Source organism: Streptomyces sp. NPDC054887 (assembly GCF_053610585.1).
In genome coordinates, this window is the sequence record NZ_JBSGYQ010000029.1 from 4412 (window position 1) to 24430 (window position 20019).

A 20019-nucleotide genomic window follows, 5' to 3' on the forward strand; every position below is an offset into this window, starting at 1 on the left:
CCCCTGCCCCGCGAGGGTTTGGTCGCGGTAGGCATTACCGCCGGGCGCGCCCACCACACCTCCGGGGGGGTGTTGGGGCGGCGCACCTCCACCCCGCAGCCCTCGCCCGACGGCATCACCTGGTCCGTGGAGAAGGACGTCACGCGCTACAGCGACACCCTGCGCCGGGAGCAGCCGGTCGAGATGCTCATCGGCAACGTGGTCGACGCGACGTACACCGGCGTCATCGACGTCGAGGCGACGCTGACCTTCTACGCCGCTCAGGGCCGTACCCGGCCGGCCGACACCCCCGACCGCGTGCTCACCCTCGACGGCGAGTCCCTCACCACCCCCCGCAACTCCGAACGCGTCCTCGCCGAGGTGTACGCCACGGGCTCGGGCGGCGGCTGCGAGGAGTACTGGTACCTCTCCGCCCCCAAGGAGGCGCCGTACTCCTGCACGACGCCGGACGGCCCCTACCGGGAGGTGCGGATCAAGGTCGACGGGCAGCTCGCGGGCATCGCCGCGCCGTTCCCCACGGTCTGGACCGGCGGCTGGTCCAACCCCTTCCTCTGGTACGTCGTCCCCGGGCCCCGCGCCTTCGACGTCAAGCCGATCCGGTTCGACCTGACTCCCTTCGCCGGGCGGCTCAACGACGGCCGCCCGCACCGCGTGGAGGTCTCCGTCGTCGGCGTCCCCGAGGGGCAGACCGGCTGGAGCACCCCCGTCAACGTGCTGGTGTGGCAGGACAGGGGCAGCGAGGTCGTCACGGGCGGGCTGCTCCGCCACGACGACGGCGCACCGGTCAACTCCTCCGCGTACACCCCGGGTTCCGAGCACCGTGTCGACACCCGGGGAGGTCACCGGCTCACCGTCTCCGGCCGGGTCGACACCTCGCACGGCCGCGTCGTCACGACCGTCGACCGGACCCTCGCCCACACGTCGGTCCACCGCTGGACCGACGGCGAGACGCTCGACGCGCTCAAGGGCACGTGGACGGACCGCGAGACCGTCACCACCGACGGCCGCGGCCCGGCCACCGCCGTGCGCGCCCACCGCACGTACACGATGGACGGCACCACCACGCTCGGGGCGGGTGACCGGCTGCGGACCGTGATGGCGCTCGGCGACCGCGCCGACACCGTCGAGGAGCGCGGCGGGAAACGGGTGTCCTGGTCGCGGCTGGACGACACGTACACGGGCGACGCGACGTACACGGCCGGGGTCCCGCGCGACCAGCGGCACGCGGTCGGCACGTCGAGCGAGCGCTACCGGCTGTACGGGACGGCGGGCTGCTACGACCGCGCCGTCGAGACGGCGCAGGGAACGGTGACGCGGGACCGGCTGCTCTGCGACCGGAGATTACCTGGAGGTATGTAGTGACTTCGCATGCCGACGGCAGTAGAACCTGTTTCCGTTCACCCCTGAGTGAGGAACGTCACATGAGTAACAACCCCCAGTCCGATGCCCGTTCCAAGGGGTTCTCGCGTCGCGGGTTCATCGCTGGAACCAGTTCTATTCTGGGCGCGGTGGCCCTCGGTGGCCGTGCCGCCGCCGCCGAGCCGGGCGCCGCCCCGGCGGCCGCCGCCATCGCCCCCGGGGCCCACGTCCCGGTGCTCGTGGTCGGCACCGGATACGGCGGCTCCGTCGCCGCTCTGCGACTCGCCCAGGCAGGCGTGGACGTGCACATGATCGAGATGGGCATGTCCTGGGACACGCCCGGCCCGGACGGCAAGATCTTCGCCAACACGACCAAGCCGGACTACCGCTCCTTCTGGCTCCGTACCAAGACGAAACAGCCGCTCAGCAACTTCCTCGGCTTCCCGCTGGACAAGGAGATCCCCCGCCACACCGGGATCCTCGACGCCGAGGACTTCAGCGGCATCACCGTCTACCAGGGCCGGGGCGTCGGCGGCGGCTCCCTGGTCAACGGCGGCATGGCGGTCACGCCCAGGCGCGAGAACTTCGGCGGCGTCCTGCCGTCGGTGAACGCCGCCGAGATGTACGACGTCTACTACCCGCGCGCCAACGCCGGGCTCGGCGTCAACCACGTCGACCCCGCCTGGTGGGAGAGCGCCGCCTGCTACCAGTACGCCAGGGTCGGCCGCAAGCACGCCCAGCGTTCCGGCTTCCCGTTCGTCTTCGTGCCCAACGTGTACGACTGGGACTACATGAAGCAGGAAGCCGCCGGAACCGTGCCGAAATCGGCGCTCGACGCCGAGGTCCTCTATGGCAACAACCACGGCAAGAAGACCCTCCAGCAGACATACCTCGGCCGCGCGCGGGCGACCGGCCGGGTCACCGTCTCGGCGCTGCACAAGGTCACCTCCGTCACCCCCGCGTCCGGCGGCGGCTACACGGTCGTCATCGACCAGATCAACACCACCGGCGACACCACCGCCACCAAGAGCGTGACGGCGGACCGGGTGTTCTTCGCGGCCGGCAGCGTCGGCACGAGCAAGCTGCTGACCAAGCTCAAGGCCACCGGCGCGCTGCCCCGGCTGAACGAGGAGATCGGCAAGGGGTGGGGCGACAACGGCAACGTCATGTGCGGCCGCGCCAACCACATGTGGGACGCGACCGGCAGGCTCCAGTCCTCGATGCCCACGGCCGGCATCGACAACTGGGACGCCGGCGGGGCGTTCGCCGAGGTGGCGCCGCTGCCGACGGGGATCGAGACGTACGCCTCGTTCTACCTGTCCATCACCAAGAACCCGCACCGCGCCGAGTTCACCTGGAACGCCGCCGCCGGGAGGGCCGACCTGAACTGGCAGACGGCCTGGAAGCAGCCGTCCATCGACGCCGCCAAGACGATCTTCGACAAGATCAACGCGAAGGAGGGGACGATCTACCGGACGGACCTCTTCGGCCTGTCGAAGATCTGGGGCGACCACCTGACGTACCACCCGCTCGGCGGAGTAGTGCTCGACAGGGCCACCGACAACTACGGCCGTCTGCACGGTCACCCCGGTCTGTACGTCATCGACGGCTCGCTGATCCCGGGCAACGCCAGTGTGAACCCGTTCGTCACCATCACCGCGCTGGCCGAACGCAACATCGAGAGGATCATCGCCGCGGATCTGCGGTGACGTCCCACCGGGGCCGGCCTGACGCACCGGCCGGCCCCGGGTCCCGTCCCGGTCGCGGCCGCGCGCACCCGGTGTCAGTGCCCGGGCAGCACGCACACCGTGTCGAGCCCCAGCACGCGGTTGAGCCGGCCGAACGCCAGCCACGACCCGACGCACATGGTCAGTTCCACGATCTGGGTCTGGTCGTAGTGCGCCGTCATCCGCGTCCAGAACGCGTCGTCGAGGCCGTGGTGGTCCAGGGCGTACCGCTCGGCGTACTCCGCCGCCAGGCGGGTGCGGTCGTCGAACGCGTCGGTCGTGGGCCAGCGCTCCACCGCCCCGGCGAACTCCTCCTCGACCTTCCGCCCGTCCCGTTCGGTCCGCCAGTCGAGGCAGAAGGCGCACCCGTTGATCTGCGCGATCCGCAGCCGCGCCGCCTCGAACTCGCGCAGACCCAGGGTCGTGTGGGCGTACACCGCCAGCGAGAGGTCCGCGGCGGCGGGCCCGATGCCGGGGACCATCTCGCCCCACACGTACGCGATGGCGTCCTTGCCCTCGGGAATGTCGATGTTCATCGCCCGCTCCTCGTGAGCTTGCCGACCGCCGGGCGCAGGGGCACGTCCAGCGCGTCGTAGAGTCCCGGCTCCGCCTGTGCGAGCCAGTCGATCGCGCCCACCAGGCGGCCCACGGCGGTGGCGTTCCCGCCCGCCGACCGGTTCTCGCCCTCGTCGGTGGCCTCCACCGTGACCTCGATGCGGGGGCGGCCCTCGATGACCACCCGATGGGCCCCGGCGCCGTCCGGCGGTGTCGGCCAGTCCGGGGCGCAGGACGGGTGGATGCGGGTGACGTGCTCGATGACGATGCGGGGTTCGCCCGCGACGACGCCCTGCACCTCGAAGCGCACGGCCCCCTGGGTGCCCGCCTCGAACTCGCCCATCGTCCGGGTGGTCACCGTGGTGTCGAGGGGGCGCCGGTCCAGGGTCTCGCGGATCTCGTCCAGTTCGACGCCCAGCGCCCGGGCCATGAGCCGTATCTGCCCGCCCCACACCATCGTCGGAACCGCCGGCGCGAGCATGAGCGGCTCGTAGTCCATCGGCTGCCCCATGCCGACCAGGTGACGGACCGCATCGGGCTGGTCGTAGGTGGAGTAGTCGAAGATCTCCTGGCAGCGGATCACGTCGACCGTGGTGGCGAGTCCGCTGATCAGCAGCGGCAGCACGTCGTTGCCCCAGCCGGGGTCGACTCCCGAGACGAAGAGCGAGCCGCCGCCCTCCGCGACGGCGGCCAGCACGGGCTCGCGCAGCTCCGGGGGTGCGTTGCGCTGGTCGTACAGTGCGTACAGCGAAGGGCTGACGACCACCGCTCCGGCCCGGATCGCCCGCACGATGTCGGCGAGGGCCTCGTCGGGGCGGACGTCGCCGGACGCCGCGTACACCACGGCGCGCGGACGGGTGGCCAGCACCGCGCCGACGTCGTCGGTCGCCACGATCCCCAGCGGGCGGTCGAGCCCGCCGAGTTCGCCCGCGTCGCGGCCGGCCTTGGCGGGATCGTGCACGAGAACGGCCGCGAGCCGCAGCGCCGGATGGGCGTCGACGGCGCGGACAGCGGCGCGGCCGACATTGCCGGTTCCCCAGACCACCGTGTCAATCATGCGGCGGAGGGTAACGCGGTGGCCTGTCACTTCCCAGAGAAGCGACCGCACCGATCGAGCCGAATCTGATGGATCGTCACTTGAGTGGTCGCGTGACCCGCTCCAGCTCCAGCAGCACCGACCGGTAGGCGCGTCCCGTGGCCCGTTCCATGCCCACCTCGCACATCCGGTTCGCGGACAGGTACACGTCGTACGCGCGGGTCCCGACCTCCGCTCCCTCGCGCGCCGTCGCCGAGTCCGTCAGCTCCTTGTGCAGCATCCCCCGGTCACCGGCGAACGCGCAGCACCGTACGTCGTCCGGCACGACGACCTCCTCCGCACACGCTTCCGCGACCCTGCTCAGCGCCGCCTCGTCGCCCAGGTGCCGCATGGAACACGTCGGATGCAGGACGGCGGAGCCGGCCCTGCGCAGCACCCGCAGGCGCGGGAGCAGGTGGTCGGCGGCCCACACCACCGAATCGAGGACGGTCAGCTCGGCGTGCAACTCCCGGTTGGCGTCGGTGAGGTACGGCACCACCTCGTGCGCCAGGCCGAGCGCGCACGACGACGCGTCGACGACCAGGGGCAGCAGGCCGCCCGCCGTCCAGCCCCAGGCGGCCTCGACCACGCGGTTCGCCATGACGGCGTTGCCCGCCTCGTACCCCTTCGAGTGCCAGATCGTCGCGCAGCAGGTCCCCGTGACGTCGCCGGGAATCCACACCGGCCTTCCGGCGCGCTCCGACACGGCGACGACCGCCTGGGGGAGCGTCGGTCCCCGGTGACCCCGCGGCCCACCGAAGACGCGGTTCACACAGGCCGGGAAGTAGACGGCGTGCGCACCCGTGCGAGGGGTGCGGGGGAGGGGCCGGGCGGCGGCGCCGGGAAGCTGCGGCAGCCACTCCGGCACCAGGTCGCGGCGTACGGCCCTGCGGGCGAGGCCCGTGACCGCCCGGGCCTGCCGGTCACCGGCCCGGTCCGCGGCTGCCACGGCGAGACGCGCCGACGCCTCGACCGCCCCGAAGTGCCCGGCGGCCAGCGCGGCGAGGCGCTCCTCGCGCGGCGAGTGCCGGCGGTGGCGGAACTCCCGCATCAGTGCCCCGGTGTCGATGCCGACGGGGCAGGCGAGCATGCAGGTCGAGTCCCCGGCGCAGGTGTCCACCGCGTCGTAGCCGTACGCGTCGAGCAGCCCGGCCAGGACCGGCGACCCCGCTTCCTGGCGCATCATCTCCCGGCGCAGCACGATGCGCTGGCGCGGCGTGGTCGTCAGGTCGGCGCTGGGACACGTCGGTTCGCAGAAGCCGCACTCGATGCACGGGTCGGCCACCGGCTCGATGGCGGGGATCGTCTTCAGGCCGCGCAGGTGCGCCCTCGGGTCGCGGTCGAGTACGACGCGCGGAGCCAGGACGCCGCCGGGGTCGACGACCCGCTTCGTACGCCACATCAGTTCCGTGGCCCTCGGACCCCACTCCAGTTCCAGGAAGGGCGCGATGTTGCGGCCGGTGGCGTGCTCGGCCTTGAGCGAACCGTCGAAGCGCTCGACCGTGAGCCTGCAGAACTCGTCCATGAACGACGCGTAGCGCTCCACGTCCGAGGAGTCGGCGGCGTCGAAGGCCAGCAGGAAGTGCAGATTGCCGTGCGCCGCGTGGCCGGCCACCGCGGCGTCGAACCCGTGCCGTTCCTGGAGCCGCAGCAGCGCCTCGCAGGCCGCGGCGAGCCGCGAAGGGGGCACGGCGAAGTCCTCCGTGATCAGGGTCGTACCGGCGGGGCGCGCTCCGCCGACCGCCGTGACGAACGCCTTGCGGGCCTTCCAGTACCCCGCGATCGTCCGCGCGTCCCGGGTGAACGCGTTGGTCACCGAAGCGACCGGAGCGACGAGTCGAAGCCCGGTCAGCGCCTCGGCCGCCGCCCGCTCGTACGCCCCCAGAGCCGCCGCGTCGGGCGCCCTGAACTCCACCAGCAGCGCCGCCGTCTCCCGGGGCAGCCGCGCCCAGTCGGACGGCACGCCGGCAACGCTCACCGAGGCGCGCAGTGTGTTGCCGTCCATGAGCTCGACCGCGACGGCCCCCGCGTCGCTGAAGCGGGGGACGGCGGCGGCAGCGGCGGACAGCGTCGGGAAGAAGAGCAGCGCCGCCGACGGCACGCGGTCCAGGGGCAGGGTGTCGAAGACGACTTCGGAGAGGAAGCCGAGCGTCCCCTCGGATCCGACCATCAGCCCCCGCAGGATCTGCACGGGCGTCGTGCCGTCGAGGAAGGCGTCGAGCCGGTAGCCGTTGGTGTTCTTGATGGCGTACTTGGCGCGGATACGGGCCGTGAGCTCCGCGTCCGCCTCGATCTCCGCCTTGATCGCCATGAGCCCCGCGCACATCTCCGGCTCCGCGCGGGCCAGTTCCTCGTCGGCCGCCGGGTCCGCCGTGTCGACGACCGTGCCGCTCGGCAGGACGAAGGTGAGGGACGCCACGGTGCGGTAGGAGTCGCGGGCGGTGCCCGCCGTCATGCCCGACGCGTTGTTGGCCACGACGCCGCCGATCGTGCACGCGACGGCGCTCGCCGGATCGGGGCCGAGGACGCGGCCGTGACGGGCCAGGGCCGCGTTGGCCCGCACGACCGTGGTGCCCGGCCGGATCCGGGCGCGCGCGCCGCCGCCCAGGACCTCGACACCCGCCCAGTGACGGCGTACGTCGACGAGGATGTCCTCGCCCTGGGCCTGGCCGTTGAGCGACGTGCCCGCCGCCCGGAAGACGATCTCGCGCCCGTTGTCGCGGGCGTACGCGAGGACCGCCGCGACGTCGTCGACGTCCTCGGCCACCACGACGACCCGCGGTACGAAGCGGTACGGGCTTGCGTCCGACGCGTACCGCACGAGGTCGGAGACCCTCCACAACACCTTGTCCGGCCCCAGGAGCGCGGTCAGCCCGCTCCGCAGCGGCTCGGGCGTGCCGCCGGCCAGCTCGTCCGGCACCCGGTCGGGCGCAGGGGCGGACGGGGCGGAGGGGCGCAGCGCCCCCGGCTCGGGCTCCAGCAGCGGCATCCGGTCCCCCTCGGTTCAGCAGCGGCGCTCCGGCATCCCGTCGACCAGAGCGGACAGCAGGCCGCCGAGCACCTCGCGCTGAGCGGCGTCCAGTGGAGCCAATATGTCCTCCGCCGCGTCGCGGCGCGCGCTGCGCAGCGCGCGGAGCGTCGCACGGCCGGTGTCGGTCAGCTCGATCCTGATGACGCGGCGGTTGGTCGGATCGGGCACGCGGCGCACCCGGCCGCTCGCCTCCAGGCCGTCGACCAGCGTCGTCACGGCCCGGGGGACCACCTCCAGGCGCTTGGCCAGGTCGGCCATACGGGGCGGCTCGTCGTGCAGGTCGTAGTGCGACACCGTGCGCAGCAGGCGCGACTGGGCAGGAGTGATCCCGATCGGCTCCATCTGCTGACGCTGGATCCGGTGAAGCCGGCGCGTCAGCCGGAGGAGCTGCTCGGCCAGCAGGCCGTCGGCGTCTGAGGTGGTCATACCGGGAACGATATCAGGACCACGCTCACTGTGAACAGGGTCATTGTGAGCAGAGGTAACAATGGGCTAGGCTTCCAGAATCCGCCGCCTCTCCGACCCCCTCGCCGCCCACCTGTCCTTCTCACTCCGTCACTCCCTCACACCTCTCACCCTCCCGAAGGAGCCCATGCATCCCGACCGGCCCACGTGGACACCGCCGGCCCGCGATCCCGCGCAGCCGGAGGAGCCCGCGCAGGTGCGCCGCATCCTCAGGCTGTTCAGGCCCTACCGGGGCCGGCTGGCCGTCGTCGGCCTGCTCGTCGCCGCGTCCTCGCTGGTCGCCGTCGCCTCGCCCTTCATGCTCAGGGAGATCCTCGACACCGCGATCCCGCAGGGCCGCACGGGGCTGCTGAGCCTGCTCGCCCTCGGCATGATCCTGACCGCCGTGGTGACGAGCGTCTTCGGCGTGCTCCAGACCCTGATCTCCACGACGGTCGGCCAGCGCGTCATGCACGACCTGCGCACCGCCGTCTACGCCCAGCTCCAGCGCATGCCGCTCGCCTTCTTCACCCGGACCCGCACCGGCGAGGTCCAGTCCCGCATCGCCAACGACATCGGCGGCATGCAGGCGACCGTCACCTCCACCGCCACCTCGCTGGTCTCGAACCTCACCTCCGTCGTGGCCACGGTCGTCGCCATGCTGGCGCTCGACTGGCGGCTGACGGTCGTCTCCCTGCTCCTGCTGCCGGTCTTCGTCTGGATCAGCCGCAGGGTCGGCCGCGAGCGCAAGAAGATCACCACGCAGCGCCAGAAGCAGATGGCCTCGATGGCCGCCACCGTCACGGAGTCGCTTTCGGTCAGCGGCATCCTGCTCGGCCGCACGATGGGCCGCGCGGACTCCCTCACGAAATCATTCGCCGACGAGTCGGAGCGCCTCGTCGACCTCGAAGTGCGCTCGAACATGGCCGGGCGCTGGCGGATGTCCACGATCGGCATCGTCATGGCCGCCATGCCCGCCGTCATCTACTGGGCCGCCGGGCTGACCATGCAGACCGGCGGGGCGGCCGTCTCCCTCGGAACGCTCGTCGCCTTCGTCTCGCTCCAGCAGGGTCTCTTCCGGCCCGCCGTGAGCCTCCTGTCGACCGGTGTGCAGATGCAGACGTCCCTCGCGCTCTTCCAGCGGATCTTCGAGTACCTCGACCTGCCGGTCGACATCACCGAGCCCGAGAAGCCGGTCCGGCTGGATACCATCCGCGGCGAAGTGCGGTTCGAGGACGTCCACTTCGCGTACGACGAGAAGAACGGGCCCACGCTCACCGGCATCGACGTCACCGTCCCGGCGGGCGGCAGCCTGGCGATCGTCGGCGCCACGGGCTCCGGCAAGAGCACGCTCAGCTACCTGGTGCCCCGGCTGTACGACGTGACGGACGGCAGCGTCACCCTCGACGGCGTCGACGTGCGCGACCTGGACTTCGACTCCCTGGCCCGCGCGGTCGGCGTGGTCTCGCAGGAGACGTACCTCTTCCACGCCTCCGTGGCCGACAACCTGCGCTTCGCCAAACCGGACGCGACCGACGAGGAACTGCGCGCGGCCGCGGAGGCCGCGCAGATCCACGACCACATCGCCTCCCTGCCCGACGGGTACGAGACCCTGGTCGGCGAGCGGGGATACCGCTTCTCCGGCGGGGAGAAGCAGCGCCTGGCCATCGCCCGCACCATCCTGCGCGACCCGCCCGTCCTCATCCTCGACGAGGCCACGAGCGCCCTCGACACGCGTACCGAGCACGCCGTGCAGCAGGCCATCGACGCGCTCTCGGCCGGACGTACGACCATCACCATCGCGCACCGGCTCTCCACGGTCAGGGACGCGGACCAGATCGTCGTTCTCGACGGCGGCAGGACCGTCGAGCGCGGTACGCATGAGGAACTGCTCGCCCGGGACGGGCGGTACGCGGCCCTCGTGCGGCGGGACGCCCGGCTCTCGCCCGCCGTGACGTAAGCCTCCCGTCGCCGCCGCCCTTCCCCTGCGCTGGATGGCCGAGCGCGCCCGACGGGCTCCGGGGAACGGCGGCCGGGGCGGGTTAGCGTGCCCGCATGGAGAACGAGCCCGCACCGAAGCGGCCCGCGCCCGGCACCCGTCTCACGCGCCGCGGCCGGCTGCTGCTGATCATCGGCACGGCCGCCGCAGTGGCGACCGCGGCGGTCCTGGTGCCCCTGCTGCTGCTCCGGGACGGGAAGCGCGAGCCGCGGAGCCTGCTCGTCCCGGAGGGCTGGCGGTCCTCCCAGGTGTACGCGGCCGTCGACAAGGCGCTCGGCGTCGCTCCGAAGACCACGGAGAAGGCGGCGGGCGCGGCGCGGCTGAAGCTGCCGCCCGCGGCCGGGGGCAATCCGGAGGGCTTCCTCTTCCCGGCCACGTATCCCGTCGACGAGAAGACGACGCCGGCCGGTCTGCTCGCCTACATGGTCGACACGGCGGGCAAGAACTTCGGTGTCACCCCGGCGGCCTACCGGAACGTCGTCATCGCCAGCATCGTGCAGGCCGAGGCCGACACGGCCGAGGACATGGGGAAGGTGGCACGCGTCATCGACAACCGGCTCGCGCTGGGCATGCCGCTCCAGATGGACTCGACGATCAATTACGCCCTCAAGCGCTCGACCCTCGACACCACCCACGCGGACACGAGGATCAACACCCCGTACAACACCTACGAGCGCGTCGGCCTGCCGCCGACGCCGATCGGCAACCCCGGTCGCGAGGCAATGAACGCGACGCTCAGCCCGCCGCCCGGGAAGTGGCTGTACTTCGTCACCGTCGCGCCCGGGGACACCCGCTTCACCGACAGCTACGCCGAACAGCGCAGGAACGTCGCGGAGTTCAACGCGCACCGCAGAAGCGTCGGCAAGAACGGCGGCTGACCGCTCGCCGTTCCGCCGGGAGGCCGCGCCCTGCGGCCGGGGAGCCCTCGCTGTCCCACCGGGGTCGTGTCACCTCTTCCGCCGGGGGGACGCCCTGCACTCTCGCGGGGGAACCCCTCACCGGCCGACGGCGACCGGCTCCCGCACGGCCGCGGCGGGGTCCGCCGCCGCTTCCCGCCGCACGGCGCCGGAGCCGGGGAGCACGACCCGAGCCACCGGCGCCCCGGGCACCCCCGGCTCCGGTGACGACAAAGCCCCGGCCGCCACCTGTACGCCGCCCTCCGGCGCCTCGGCGCTCCGCGCCGCCAGCCGCTCCAGCAGGCGCATGATCTCCCGTACGGCGGCCCGGCCCGCCCGGTTGGCTCCGATCGTGCTGGCCGACGGGCCGTACCCCACCAGGTGCACCCGCTCGTCGTGCGTGGCCCGCGTGCCCTCCACGCTGATGCCGCCGCCCCGCTCGCGCAGCCCGAGCGGCGCGAGGTGGCCGATCGCGGCGCGGAACCCGGTGGCCCACAGGATGACGTCGGCGTCCACCGTGCGCCCGTCGGCCCAGGCGACCCCGTCCGGCGTAATCCTGTCGAACATCGGCGACCGGTCCAGCACCCCCTGCACGCGGGCCCGGGCGACGGCCTCGGTGACGGGAAGCCCGGTCACCGACACGACGCTCTGCGGCGGCAGACCGCGCCGTACCCGCTCGTCGACGCGCGCGACCGCCGCCCGCCCCTCGTCCTCGCCGAAGGGGCCGTCCCGGAAGACCGGCGGGCGACGCGTCACCCACGTCGTGCCCGCCGCGACGGCGGCGATCTCCATCAGGTGCTGCACGCCGGAGGTTCCCCCGCCCACGACGACCACCCGCTGTCCCGCGAACGCCTGCGGCCCCGGGTAGTCCGCCGTGTGCAGCTGCCGGCCGCGGAAGGTCTCCTGCCCGGGGTAGCGGGGCCAGAACGGCCGGTCCCAGGTGCCCGTCGCGTTGATCAGGGCGCGCGTCGACCAGACGCCCGCCGTCGTCTCGACGCGCAGCCGCCCGCCGTCGCCCTCGCGCACCGCCCGCACGTCCTCGGGCCGCCGTACCCGCAGGCCGAAGGCCCGCTCGTACGCCGCGAAGTACTCCGCCACGACCTCCGACGAGGGGCGGCTCGCGTCCGCGCCGGTCAGCTCCATGCCCGGCAGGGCGTGCATGCCGTGCACCTTGCCGTACGTCAGCGTCGGCCACCGGAACTGCCACGCCCCGCCCGGCCGGGGCGAGTGGTCGAGGACGACGAAGTCGCGTCCGGGCTCCAGGCCCGCGCGCCGCAGGTGATAGGCGCTCGACAGCCCCGCCTGACCGGCGCCCGTGACGACGACGTCCACTTCCCGCACCCCAGATTCGTTCATGTTTCTACTAACGGCGAGGCAAGTGCGGATCTTCCCGCCCCACGTAATCCCCGGGGATGTGGGTACGGTGCCGGAATGACGCCCGTCGCATACGTGTACCGCGTGGACGCCCCAGCCGGAAGCGCCGGATGGCGCCCCCTCGGCGCCCGCTACCGAGGCACCATCACCACGGCCACCCAACCCGAGGACGCCGAGTTCGTGGCAGCGGTGGTGGTGCGTGACCTTGCGACGGAGTGGGATCACGAGGGTTCCGGCGTTCATCACGTGCGCATCTGCGTGTGGCGCGACGCGGAGGGCGTGGGCCCCGAGGACGCCGAATGCACGGTGGAGGTCCAGCCGGACCTGGACACCCTGCCCGGCGCGTAGGCCCGACACTCCCCGCGTACGGCCCGTACGAGTACCCCCGCCCCGCCGCCGCCCGTACGGCGTACCGCCTCCTCCGTACGGCCCACCGCCCGCCGCCGGAACCGCAACCCGTGCCGTCCCGCCGTCCGGGGCGGCCGGTGGGTCATGATGGACGCATGTCCGACGTGTTCACCACCCGCATCCTGAACGTCACCACGGGCTCCGGCGAGACCGTGGCCGATCTGACGCCGCAGTGCGAGGAGTTCCTGCGACAGGCGGCGCGCGGCCGGGACGGCCTGCTCAACGTCTTCGTCCCGCACGCCACGGCCGGCGTCGCGATCCTGGAGACCGGCGCCGGAAGCGACGCCGACCTCCTCGCCACGCTGCACACCCTGCTCCCCGCCGACGACCGCTGGCAGCACCGCCACGGCTCCACCGGCCACGGCCGCGACCACGTACTCCCGGCGCTGGTGCCCCCGCACGCGACCCTGCCGGTCGTGGGCGGCCGACTGGAACTGGGCACCTGGCAGTCCGTCTGCCTGGTGGACACCAACAGGGACAATCCGGACCGTCAGGTACGCCTGAGCTTCCTCGGCTGAGGCGGCAGGCGTGAGCGCGCCGAGTCGGGGCACGCGGTCGGCATGCCTATTCTGAGGAAAGCCGCGCGTCCCCTGCTCGCCTCCGTCTTCGTCTCGGGCGGACTCCGTACCCTGCGCGACCCGCGCTCCGTGGCGCCCGCCGCCGAGCCGGTGGCCCAGCCGGTGGCGGAGCGCGTTCCGCAGCTCCCGGACGACACGGTCCGGCTCGTACAGCTCAACAGCGCCGTCCAGTTGGGGGCGGGGTTCCTGCTCTCCATCGGCCGCTTCCCGCGCGCGTCGGCGTTCGCGCTGGCCGCCTCGCTCGTACCGACGACGATCGATGGCCACGCCTGGTGGAAGACCGAGGACCCCGACGAACGGGACCGTCAGCGGCTGCAGTTCGTCAAGAACATGTCCCTCCTCGGCGGGCTGCTGCTCGCCGCCGCCGACACCCACGGGAAGCCGTCGCTCGCCTACCGGTCGCGGTCGGCCGCCTCTTCCGGCCGCCGCAGCGCCCGCCGCGCCGGGCGGGACGTGGGGTCCGCCGTCTCCGGCGCGGCCCAGAGCGTGCAGTCGGCGGCCGGCTCGGTACGCGACCGGCTCCCCGTCGGCTGACGACAGCCCGCGCGACCGGCGCCGGGCGCGGTTGCGGGCGACGGCGCTCGGCGTGGTCGCCGGCCGCCGCGCCCCGCATCGCGTACGGCGCCGTGGAGCTCCGGCCGACGGCTTGCCGCCGTTGCTTCGGCGTGCGCCGGACGTCGGGCGGCGGCCCGCTCGGCCACCCTCGGCTCAGCCCGCCCTCCGGCCGCCCCTCGCTCGGGCCCGGTGCAGGGGCAGACGTTCCTGTTCGCCCAGGCCGCCCCACACCCCGGAGCGCTGCCCCGAGCGCAGGGCGTAGGCGAGGCACTGACGGGTCACGGGGCAGCGTCCGCAGATCTCCTTGGCCGCGGCCTGCTCGTCCAGCGCGGGTCCCCTGACCCCCCGCGTACGTCGCGCAGCGGACCGGGCTCCGTGTGATCGTAGGGAGTGTGACCGCGTCGAATAACGACGCCCGCAGGGGGGACCCGGAACGTCGTAGAGACCTGGCGACGAGGAGGCGACGATGCGCGCACTGACATGGCAGGGACGGCGGGACGTACGGGTGGAGACGGTGCCCGACCCGCGGATCGAAGAGCCGACCGACGTGATCGTACGCGTCACCTCGACCGGCATCTGCGGTTCCGACCTGCACTTGTACGAGGTCCTCGGCCCTTACCTCGACCCGGGGGACGTCCTCGGCCACGAGCCCATGGGCATCGTCGAGGAAGTGGGCCCGGGGGTGTCCAACCTGACGGCCGGCGACCGTGTGGTGATCCCGTTCAACGTCTCGTGCCAGCACTGCTTCATGTGCGAACAGGGCCTGCACTCGCAGTGCGAGACCACCCAGGTGCGAGAGCGCGGCATGGGCGCCTCGCTCTTCGGATACACCAAGCTGTACGGTCAAGTCCCGGGCGGACAGGCCGAGTTCCTGCGGGTTCCGTTCGGTGACAGTCTGCCGATCAAGGTGCCGCAGGGCCCGCCGGACGAGCGTTTCGTCTACCTCTCCGACGTGCTGCCCACCGCCTGGCAGGCCGTCGAGTACGCCGCGATCCCGCCCGGCGGCACGGTGACCGTGCTCGGCCTCGGCCCCATCGGCGACATGGCCGCCCGCATCGCCCTGCACCGGGGCGCGAGCCTGGTCGTCGGCGTCGACCTGGTGCCGGAACGGCTGAGCCGCGCGGCGGCCCGCGGCGTCAAGGCGCTCGACCTGCGCAGTTACGGCAAGGACCTCCCCGACGCCATCCGCGACCTGACCGGCGGCCGGGGCACCGACTCCGTGATCGACGCCGTCGGCATGGAGGCCCACGGCGCGCCCGTCGCCAAGGCCGCCCAGTGGATGACCGGCCTGCTCCCCGACGCCGTCGGGCGGCGGCTCATGGAGAACGCCGGACTCGACCGCCTGCACGCCCTCTACACCGCGATCGACGTGGTGCGCCGGGGCGGCACCATCTCCCTGTCCGGCGTCTACGGCGGCATGGCGGACCCCATGCCCATGCTGACCCTCTTCGACAAGCAGATCCAGCTGCGGATGGGCCAGGCCAACGTCAAGCGCTGGGTGGACGACATCCTGCCGCTGCTCGACGACGCCGACCCGCTCGGCGTCGAGGGATTCGCGACCCACTCGCTCCCGCTCGCGGACGCCCCGAAGGCGTACGAGACGTTCCAGGCCAAGAAGGACGGCATGGTCAAGACGCTGCTCAAGCCCTAGGCGTGCGGGCCGAGGTCGAAGACCCCGTACCCGAAACCGTCGGCCGTGACGGCGCTCTCGTCGACGCGTACGCCCGAGACCTCCACGGGCCGGGGCAGCACCCCGCCCCGCACAGCGGCGGGCGCGGCGACGGTGGCCGCGTCGCGGCGCGGGTTGACGACGACCAGGTAGCGCCCGCCCCGGAGGTGGACGAACGGGTGGCCGTCGTGCAGGACGGCCACCGTCCCCGCGCTGCCGAGTTCGGGGGCGGCCCGGCGCAGGGCGATGAGGCGGCGCACCAGGTGCAGCAGCGAGCCCTCGTCCCGGCGCTGCGCGGCCACCGTCGGCCGGTCCGGGTCGGGATCGAGCGGCAGGTAGAAGCGCTCGGGCGGGGCGGTCGAGAAACCGGCCCCCGGGCCGGCGTCCCACTGCATGGGGGTACGGGAGCCCGCGCGGTTGTAGCGCGGCCCCAGCACGCTGCCCTCGGTGTCGGGCAGGCCGGGAACGAAGCGCATGCCGATCTCGTCGCCGTAGTAGATGGCGGGCAGGGTCGGCCAGGTGAGCTGGAAGGCGAACGCGGCGGGGAGCTGCTGCGGCGTGCGGGGACCGCAGTTGAGGCGGGCGAAGTCGTGGTTGGAGGTGGGCAGGGCGGCGAAGCCGCGCCCGGCGACGACGTCGGCCGCTTCCCGCCACGCCTGCACGAACGGGCGGGGTGAGCCCTTGCCCTCGGGATCGAAGAAGCAGTCCACCGGGTCCCAGTCGTCGCTGTCCGTGCCGTGCCGGTTGTTCCACAGCGAACGCAGGGGCCGGCCTTCGGTGGGGCCTCCGAACTGGAGGAAGAAGTCGCCGTGGAAGCCCGCGGGTACGGACACCGCCGGGTCGCCCCACTCCGACAGCAGGACCGCCTCGGGGTGCGCGGCGTCCAGCCAGTGGCGCAACCCGGTCCAGATCCGGGACGTCTCCACCTTGCCGGGGTCGTCCTTGACGAGCGAGGCGGCCATGTCGACGCGGAAGCCGGCCAGGCCCAGGCCGAGCCAGTGGTCCATGATCTCGCGCAGGGCGGCACGGTTGGCGCGCGGCCCGGCGGCGTCGACGGGCCGGCGCCACGGTTCGGCCGGATCGGCCCTCGCGTAGCCGAAGTTGAGGGCCGGCTGGGAGTCGAAGAAGTTCGGCAGGTACGCACCGGGGCGGGCGCCGGGGGAGGCGACGAACCCCGGCGGGGGCGGCTGGGTGCCGTCGGTCCAGATGTAGCGGTCGTCGGCGGGGTCGTCGGCGGAGGCGGTGAACCAGGGGTGCTGGTCGGAGGTGTGCCCGGCGACCAGGTCGAGGAGTACGCGGATGCCGAGGCCGCGCGCCTTGTCGACGAGTGCGGCGAGGTCGTCGTCGGTGCCGTAGCGGGGGGCGGGCGCGAAGTAGTCGCTGATGTCGTAGCCGGCGTCCCGGAACGGCGAGGCGAAGCACGGGTTCAGCCAGACGGTGTTGACGCCCAGCCAGGCGAGGTGGTCGAGGCGCCGCGTGATGCCGTTGAAGTCACCGATGCCGTCGCCGTCGGAGTCGGCGAAGGACTGGGGGTAGATCTGGTAGAAGACGGCGTCGGCAAGCCAGGCCGGGGTGGGTCGGAACGCTGTCATGAGCGGGGGTGTCCTTCCCTCGTGGTCAGTGCGCCGCCACCGACCATGACACCGCGACGCCCCGGCCGGGAAGTGCCCGGCCGGGGCATCGGTGGTGCGGGTGAACCCGGGACGGCTAGTCCTGCTGCGCGCCCGCGGGGAGCGTGCGCAGCTTCATCGTGGTGCGCGTGTTGAACGCCCAGTCGAGCATCCTCTTGGCGTCCGTGTAGCGGTTGGCGTCGTTCAGGACGACCCCCACGACCGTCCGGTCGCCCCGCTTCGCGGCGAACACCAGGCAGGGCCCGGCGACGGACCCCGTACCGGTCTTGATGCCGATGGCGCCGCTGTACGAACCGAGCAGCTTGTTCGTGTTGTACCAGGTGTAGACCCGGCCGTTGGTGGCCGTCTGCTTGGTGCTCTTGGCCTTGACGACCGTCCCGAAGGTCGAGCTCGCGAGCGCGCGACGCGCCAGCTTGGCCGAGTCGCGGGGCGTCGTGAGGTTGTTGCCCGCCGCCGAGATGCCGTCGAAGGAGTCGTACTTGGTGTTCGTCATGCCCAGCGAGGCGGCCTTCTTGTTCATCTTGGAGATGAACGACTTCTTCCGGGCCGTCTCGGTGGTGCCCGTGCCGAACGTGTCGGCGAGGGCGTACGCGGCGTCGCAGCCGGACGGCAGCATCAGCCCGTACAGCAGCTGACGCACCGTGAGCTTGTCGCCCCGCTTGAGGTCGGCCGTGCTCGCACCGTTACGGGCGACGTAGTCGCGGTAACTCTGCTTGACGGTGACCAGCTTGTTGAGGTTGACGCCGCTCGTCTCCAGCACCACGACGGCCGTCATGATCTTCGTCGTGCTGGCCATCTGCCGCTTGGTGTCGGCGGACTTGCTCCACAGCGTCCTGTTGGGCTTGCTGTCGAGCAGGAACGCGCCCTTGGCGCTGACGGTGGGACCGGTGACCGCCTGGGCGGTCGCCGTCGGTGTGATCACCGCGAATGCCGCCGTCGACGCGACCAGCGTCATCCCCCACCGGCGGACTGCTGTGCCCCCTGATCTCACGTATCGCTCTCCGTTTCATCAACTGCGCAAACAATGTCGAACGGCATGTTCGCATCAGGTACCGGGCGGGGGAACGGTGGGGTGCGTGTGAAGTTGCGGTGACCGGTCCGCCTCGCCGTGTGCCCGGGGAAGACGCGGGGCGCGCCCGTCCCGGTTCCGGCCGCGGCGGTTCCCGCGCGTCCCAGGGGCCGAACTCGCCCCGCGCGCACGGGACAAGAGAGACGGCCGAGGTCAGCGCTGTGCGGCCGCGGCCGACCGCCCCACCGCTTCGACGAGCGGGAGCAGCCGGTGCGGCACCCGTTCGCGCAGGGCCACCTCGGTGCGCGTCCGTACGACGCCGGGGATCTGGATCAGCCGCTGGATGACGTCCTCCAGGTGTCCGGCGTCCCGCGCGGCCACCCGCGTCAGCAGGTCGCCGCCGCCCGTGATGGAGAACGCCTCGATGATCTCGGGCACGGCCGCCAGCGCGTCACCCACCTCGTCGAGATGCCCCTGGGTGACTTCGACGTGGACGAAGGCGAGCACGGGGTGGCCCAGGGCGGCGGGGGAGAGGGTGGGGCCCGTACCGGTGATCACGCCGTCGCGCTCCAGCCGGTCGAGGCGGGCCTGGAGTGTTCCGCGGGCGATGCCGAGGAGACGGGCGTACTCGCGCACACTCGTGCGCGGCTGCTCGATGAGCAGCCGCAGGATGCGGGTGTCGAGTTCGTCCACTGCCATGTTCCGTCGGTCTCCTTCTGGGCCTGCCGTCCGGCCGTAGACCCTACCGAGCCGAGGACCTCCCACCGAGCGACCGATCCACTGTGTCCGATAGGATGCAAATTAGCGTCATATGTACTACTTCGAGTTGCTTAGGTAGGACATGGCCCGGGAACACGACGAAGACGAAGAGCGGCCCCGCGAGCGCGCCCGCGAAGGGCGTCCCAAACGGCTCTCGGCGCCCCGGGCGATGCGTTCGGCCACGCAGCAGCTGGAGGGCCTGCTGGGCAGAGCCCCCGAATCCGTCTCGGCGGTGCGGCCCACCGAGGACGACGGGTGGGAGGCCGAGGTCGAGGTGCTGGAGCTGGAGCGCATCCCCGAGACGACGAGTGTGATGGCCAGCTACCGGGTCACGCTCGACGCGGACGGCGAACTCATGTCGTACGAGCGGATCCGCCGGTACACGCGCGGTCAGACCGACCGACGGGCCTAGGCGGCCCGGCCGGACGCCGGTGGTGCCGTACAGGTGAACACAGCGGGACAGGGCGTGCGCCGGTTGCGGCGCCGCCCATGAAGGGAGGCGCCATGACTGTGGTGCCGCAAGGCGGCGGAGGCGGCGTGGCCCAGGGCGGTGGCGGCGGCTCCGGGTCGCTGTACGACGTACTGGAACTGATCTTGGACCGCGGACTCGTCATCGACGTCTTCGTCCGGGTCTCACTGGTGGGCATCGAGATCCTGAAGATCGACGCCCGTGTCGTCGTCGCCAGCGTCGACACCTACCTGCGCTTCGCCGAAGCCTGCAACCGCCTCGACCTGGAGACGGGACGCAAGGCGCCGAGCCAGCTCACCGACGTCGTGGGCCAGGTCACCGAGGGCGGGGCCAAGGGCAAGAGCAAGGGCGCGCTCACGGGCGCGGTGGAGGCGTTCACCGACTCCCTCCACCAGGGCCGTGAGGAGGAGCGCGAGCCGGCAGAGGAGCGGGAGAGGTCGCGGCCCTCGCGCCGCCCTTCCCGGCACCGGGAAGAGTGAGC

19 protein-coding genes are annotated in these 20019 nt (G+C 72.4%); 10 read left to right on the forward strand and 9 right to left on the reverse strand.

Features of this window, described 5'->3' with window-relative positions; translation table 11 throughout:
• Nucleotides 1-1359, forward strand: a 1359-nt coding sequence (locus ACWGH0_RS17950) for a peptide-N4-asparagine amidase (RefSeq protein ID WP_453405113.1), incomplete at its 5' end; no start/stop codon positions are given.
• Nucleotides 1360-1421: 62 nt separating this feature from the next.
• On the forward strand, nucleotides 1422-3068 hold the full coding sequence (locus ACWGH0_RS17955) for a GMC oxidoreductase (RefSeq protein ID WP_453405114.1): 1647 nt from the start codon (nucleotides 1422-1424) through the stop codon (nucleotides 3066-3068).
• 74 nt (nucleotides 3069-3142) lie between these two features.
• Here the strand turns inward: ACWGH0_RS17955 and ACWGH0_RS17960 are convergent, their stop codons facing one another.
• From ACWGH0_RS17960 to ACWGH0_RS17975, 4 genes are all read right to left on the reverse strand, one after another.
• On the reverse strand, nucleotides 3143-3622 hold the full coding sequence (locus tag ACWGH0_RS17960) for a carboxymuconolactone decarboxylase family protein (RefSeq protein ID WP_453405115.1): 480 nt from the start codon (nucleotides 3620-3622) through the stop codon (nucleotides 3143-3145).
• Nucleotides 3619-4698, reverse strand: a complete 1080-nt coding sequence (locus tag ACWGH0_RS17965) for an NAD(P)H-dependent amine dehydrogenase family protein (protein WP_453405116.1) — start codon at nucleotides 4696-4698, stop codon at nucleotides 3619-3621. Before ACWGH0_RS17965 ends, ACWGH0_RS17960 begins: the two co-directional genes overlap by 4 nt.
• Nucleotides 4699-4774: 76 nt before the next feature.
• Nucleotides 4775-7705 (reverse strand): FAD-binding and (Fe-S)-binding domain-containing protein, encoded by a 2931-nt coding sequence (locus ACWGH0_RS17970; protein ID WP_453405117.1) that lies wholly within the window; start codon nucleotides 7703-7705, stop codon nucleotides 4775-4777.
• A 15-nt stretch (nucleotides 7706-7720) separates the two neighbouring features.
• On the reverse strand, nucleotides 7721-8173 hold the full coding sequence (locus tag ACWGH0_RS17975; protein ID WP_453405118.1) for a MarR family winged helix-turn-helix transcriptional regulator: 453 nt from the start codon (nucleotides 8171-8173) through the stop codon (nucleotides 7721-7723).
• 166 nt (nucleotides 8174-8339) lie between these two features.
• Between ACWGH0_RS17975 and ACWGH0_RS17980 the strand changes: the two genes are divergently transcribed.
• Nucleotides 8340-10151, forward strand: a complete 1812-nt coding sequence (locus ACWGH0_RS17980) for an ABC transporter ATP-binding protein (RefSeq protein ID WP_453405119.1) — start codon at nucleotides 8340-8342, stop codon at nucleotides 10149-10151.
• Nucleotides 10152-10246: 95 nt separating this feature from the next.
• Entirely contained in the window at nucleotides 10247-11068 is an 822-nt protein-coding gene (gene mltG / locus ACWGH0_RS17985; RefSeq protein ID WP_453405120.1) for an endolytic transglycosylase MltG, read from the forward strand.
• Between the two features lie 117 nt (nucleotides 11069-11185).
• On the opposite strand, the gene ACWGH0_RS17990 is transcribed toward mltG, so the two are convergent.
• On the reverse strand, nucleotides 11186-12442 hold the full coding sequence (locus tag ACWGH0_RS17990) for an NAD(P)-binding domain-containing protein (RefSeq protein WP_453405121.1): 1257 nt from the start codon (nucleotides 12440-12442) through the stop codon (nucleotides 11186-11188).
• 75 nt (nucleotides 12443-12517) lie between these two features.
• Between ACWGH0_RS17990 and ACWGH0_RS17995 the strand changes: the two genes are divergently transcribed.
• From ACWGH0_RS17995 to ACWGH0_RS18005, 3 genes are all read left to right on the forward strand, one after another.
• Complete coding sequence (locus tag ACWGH0_RS17995; protein WP_453405122.1) at nucleotides 12518-12808, forward strand: hypothetical protein; 291 nt, start codon at nucleotides 12518-12520, stop codon at nucleotides 12806-12808.
• Between the two features lie 155 nt (nucleotides 12809-12963).
• Nucleotides 12964-13386: a secondary thiamine-phosphate synthase enzyme YjbQ gene (locus tag ACWGH0_RS18000; protein WP_453405123.1), complete on the forward strand. Its 423-nt coding sequence runs from the start codon at nucleotides 12964-12966 to the stop codon at nucleotides 13384-13386.
• A 42-nt stretch (nucleotides 13387-13428) separates the two neighbouring features.
• Nucleotides 13429-13980 (forward strand): DoxX family membrane protein, encoded by a 552-nt coding sequence (locus tag ACWGH0_RS18005; RefSeq protein ID WP_453405124.1) that lies wholly within the window; start codon nucleotides 13429-13431, stop codon nucleotides 13978-13980.
• A gap of 174 nt (nucleotides 13981-14154) precedes the next feature.
• Here the strand turns inward: ACWGH0_RS18005 and ACWGH0_RS18010 are convergent, their stop codons facing one another.
• Nucleotides 14155-14577 carry a WhiB family transcriptional regulator gene (locus ACWGH0_RS18010; RefSeq protein WP_453405125.1) on the reverse strand — a complete coding sequence of 141 codons (423 nt, stop codon included), beginning with the start codon at nucleotides 14575-14577 and terminating at the stop codon, nucleotides 14155-14157.
• On the opposite strand from ACWGH0_RS18010, the gene ACWGH0_RS18015 reads away from it, so the two are divergent.
• Complete coding sequence (locus ACWGH0_RS18015; protein WP_453405126.1) at nucleotides 14468-15652, forward strand: zinc-dependent alcohol dehydrogenase; 1185 nt, start codon at nucleotides 14468-14470, stop codon at nucleotides 15650-15652. The genes ACWGH0_RS18010 and ACWGH0_RS18015 overlap by 110 nt on opposite strands.
• Here ACWGH0_RS18015 and ACWGH0_RS18020 read toward each other — a convergent pair.
• The 3 genes from ACWGH0_RS18020 to ACWGH0_RS18030 all read right to left on the reverse strand — a co-directional run bounded on the left by ACWGH0_RS18020 (nucleotide 15649) and on the right by ACWGH0_RS18030 (nucleotide 19009).
• Nucleotides 15649-17262, reverse strand: a complete 1614-nt coding sequence (locus ACWGH0_RS18020) for an alpha-amylase family glycosyl hydrolase (protein WP_453405127.1) — start codon at nucleotides 17260-17262, stop codon at nucleotides 15649-15651. The genes ACWGH0_RS18015 and ACWGH0_RS18020 overlap by 4 nt on opposite strands.
• Nucleotides 17263-17377: 115 nt before the next feature.
• Nucleotides 17378-18256, reverse strand: a complete 879-nt coding sequence (locus tag ACWGH0_RS18025; RefSeq protein ID WP_453405128.1) for a D-alanyl-D-alanine carboxypeptidase family protein — start codon at nucleotides 18254-18256, stop codon at nucleotides 17378-17380.
• Between the two features lie 267 nt (nucleotides 18257-18523).
• Nucleotides 18524-19009, reverse strand: a complete 486-nt coding sequence (locus ACWGH0_RS18030; protein ID WP_453405129.1) for an Lrp/AsnC family transcriptional regulator — start codon at nucleotides 19007-19009, stop codon at nucleotides 18524-18526.
• A gap of 142 nt (nucleotides 19010-19151) precedes the next feature.
• Here ACWGH0_RS18030 and ACWGH0_RS18035 point away from each other — a divergent pair, with 142 nt between their 5' ends.
• Together ACWGH0_RS18035 and ACWGH0_RS18040 are read left to right on the forward strand one after the other, a co-directional pair.
• Entirely contained in the window at nucleotides 19152-19481 is a 330-nt protein-coding gene (locus ACWGH0_RS18035) for a gas vesicle protein GvpO (RefSeq protein WP_453405130.1), read from the forward strand.
• Nucleotides 19482-19573: 92 nt separating this feature from the next.
• Nucleotides 19574-20017: a gas vesicle structural protein GvpA gene (locus ACWGH0_RS18040; protein ID WP_453405131.1), complete on the forward strand. Its 444-nt coding sequence runs from the start codon at nucleotides 19574-19576 to the stop codon at nucleotides 20015-20017.
• Nucleotides 20018-20019 lie beyond the last annotated feature (2 nt).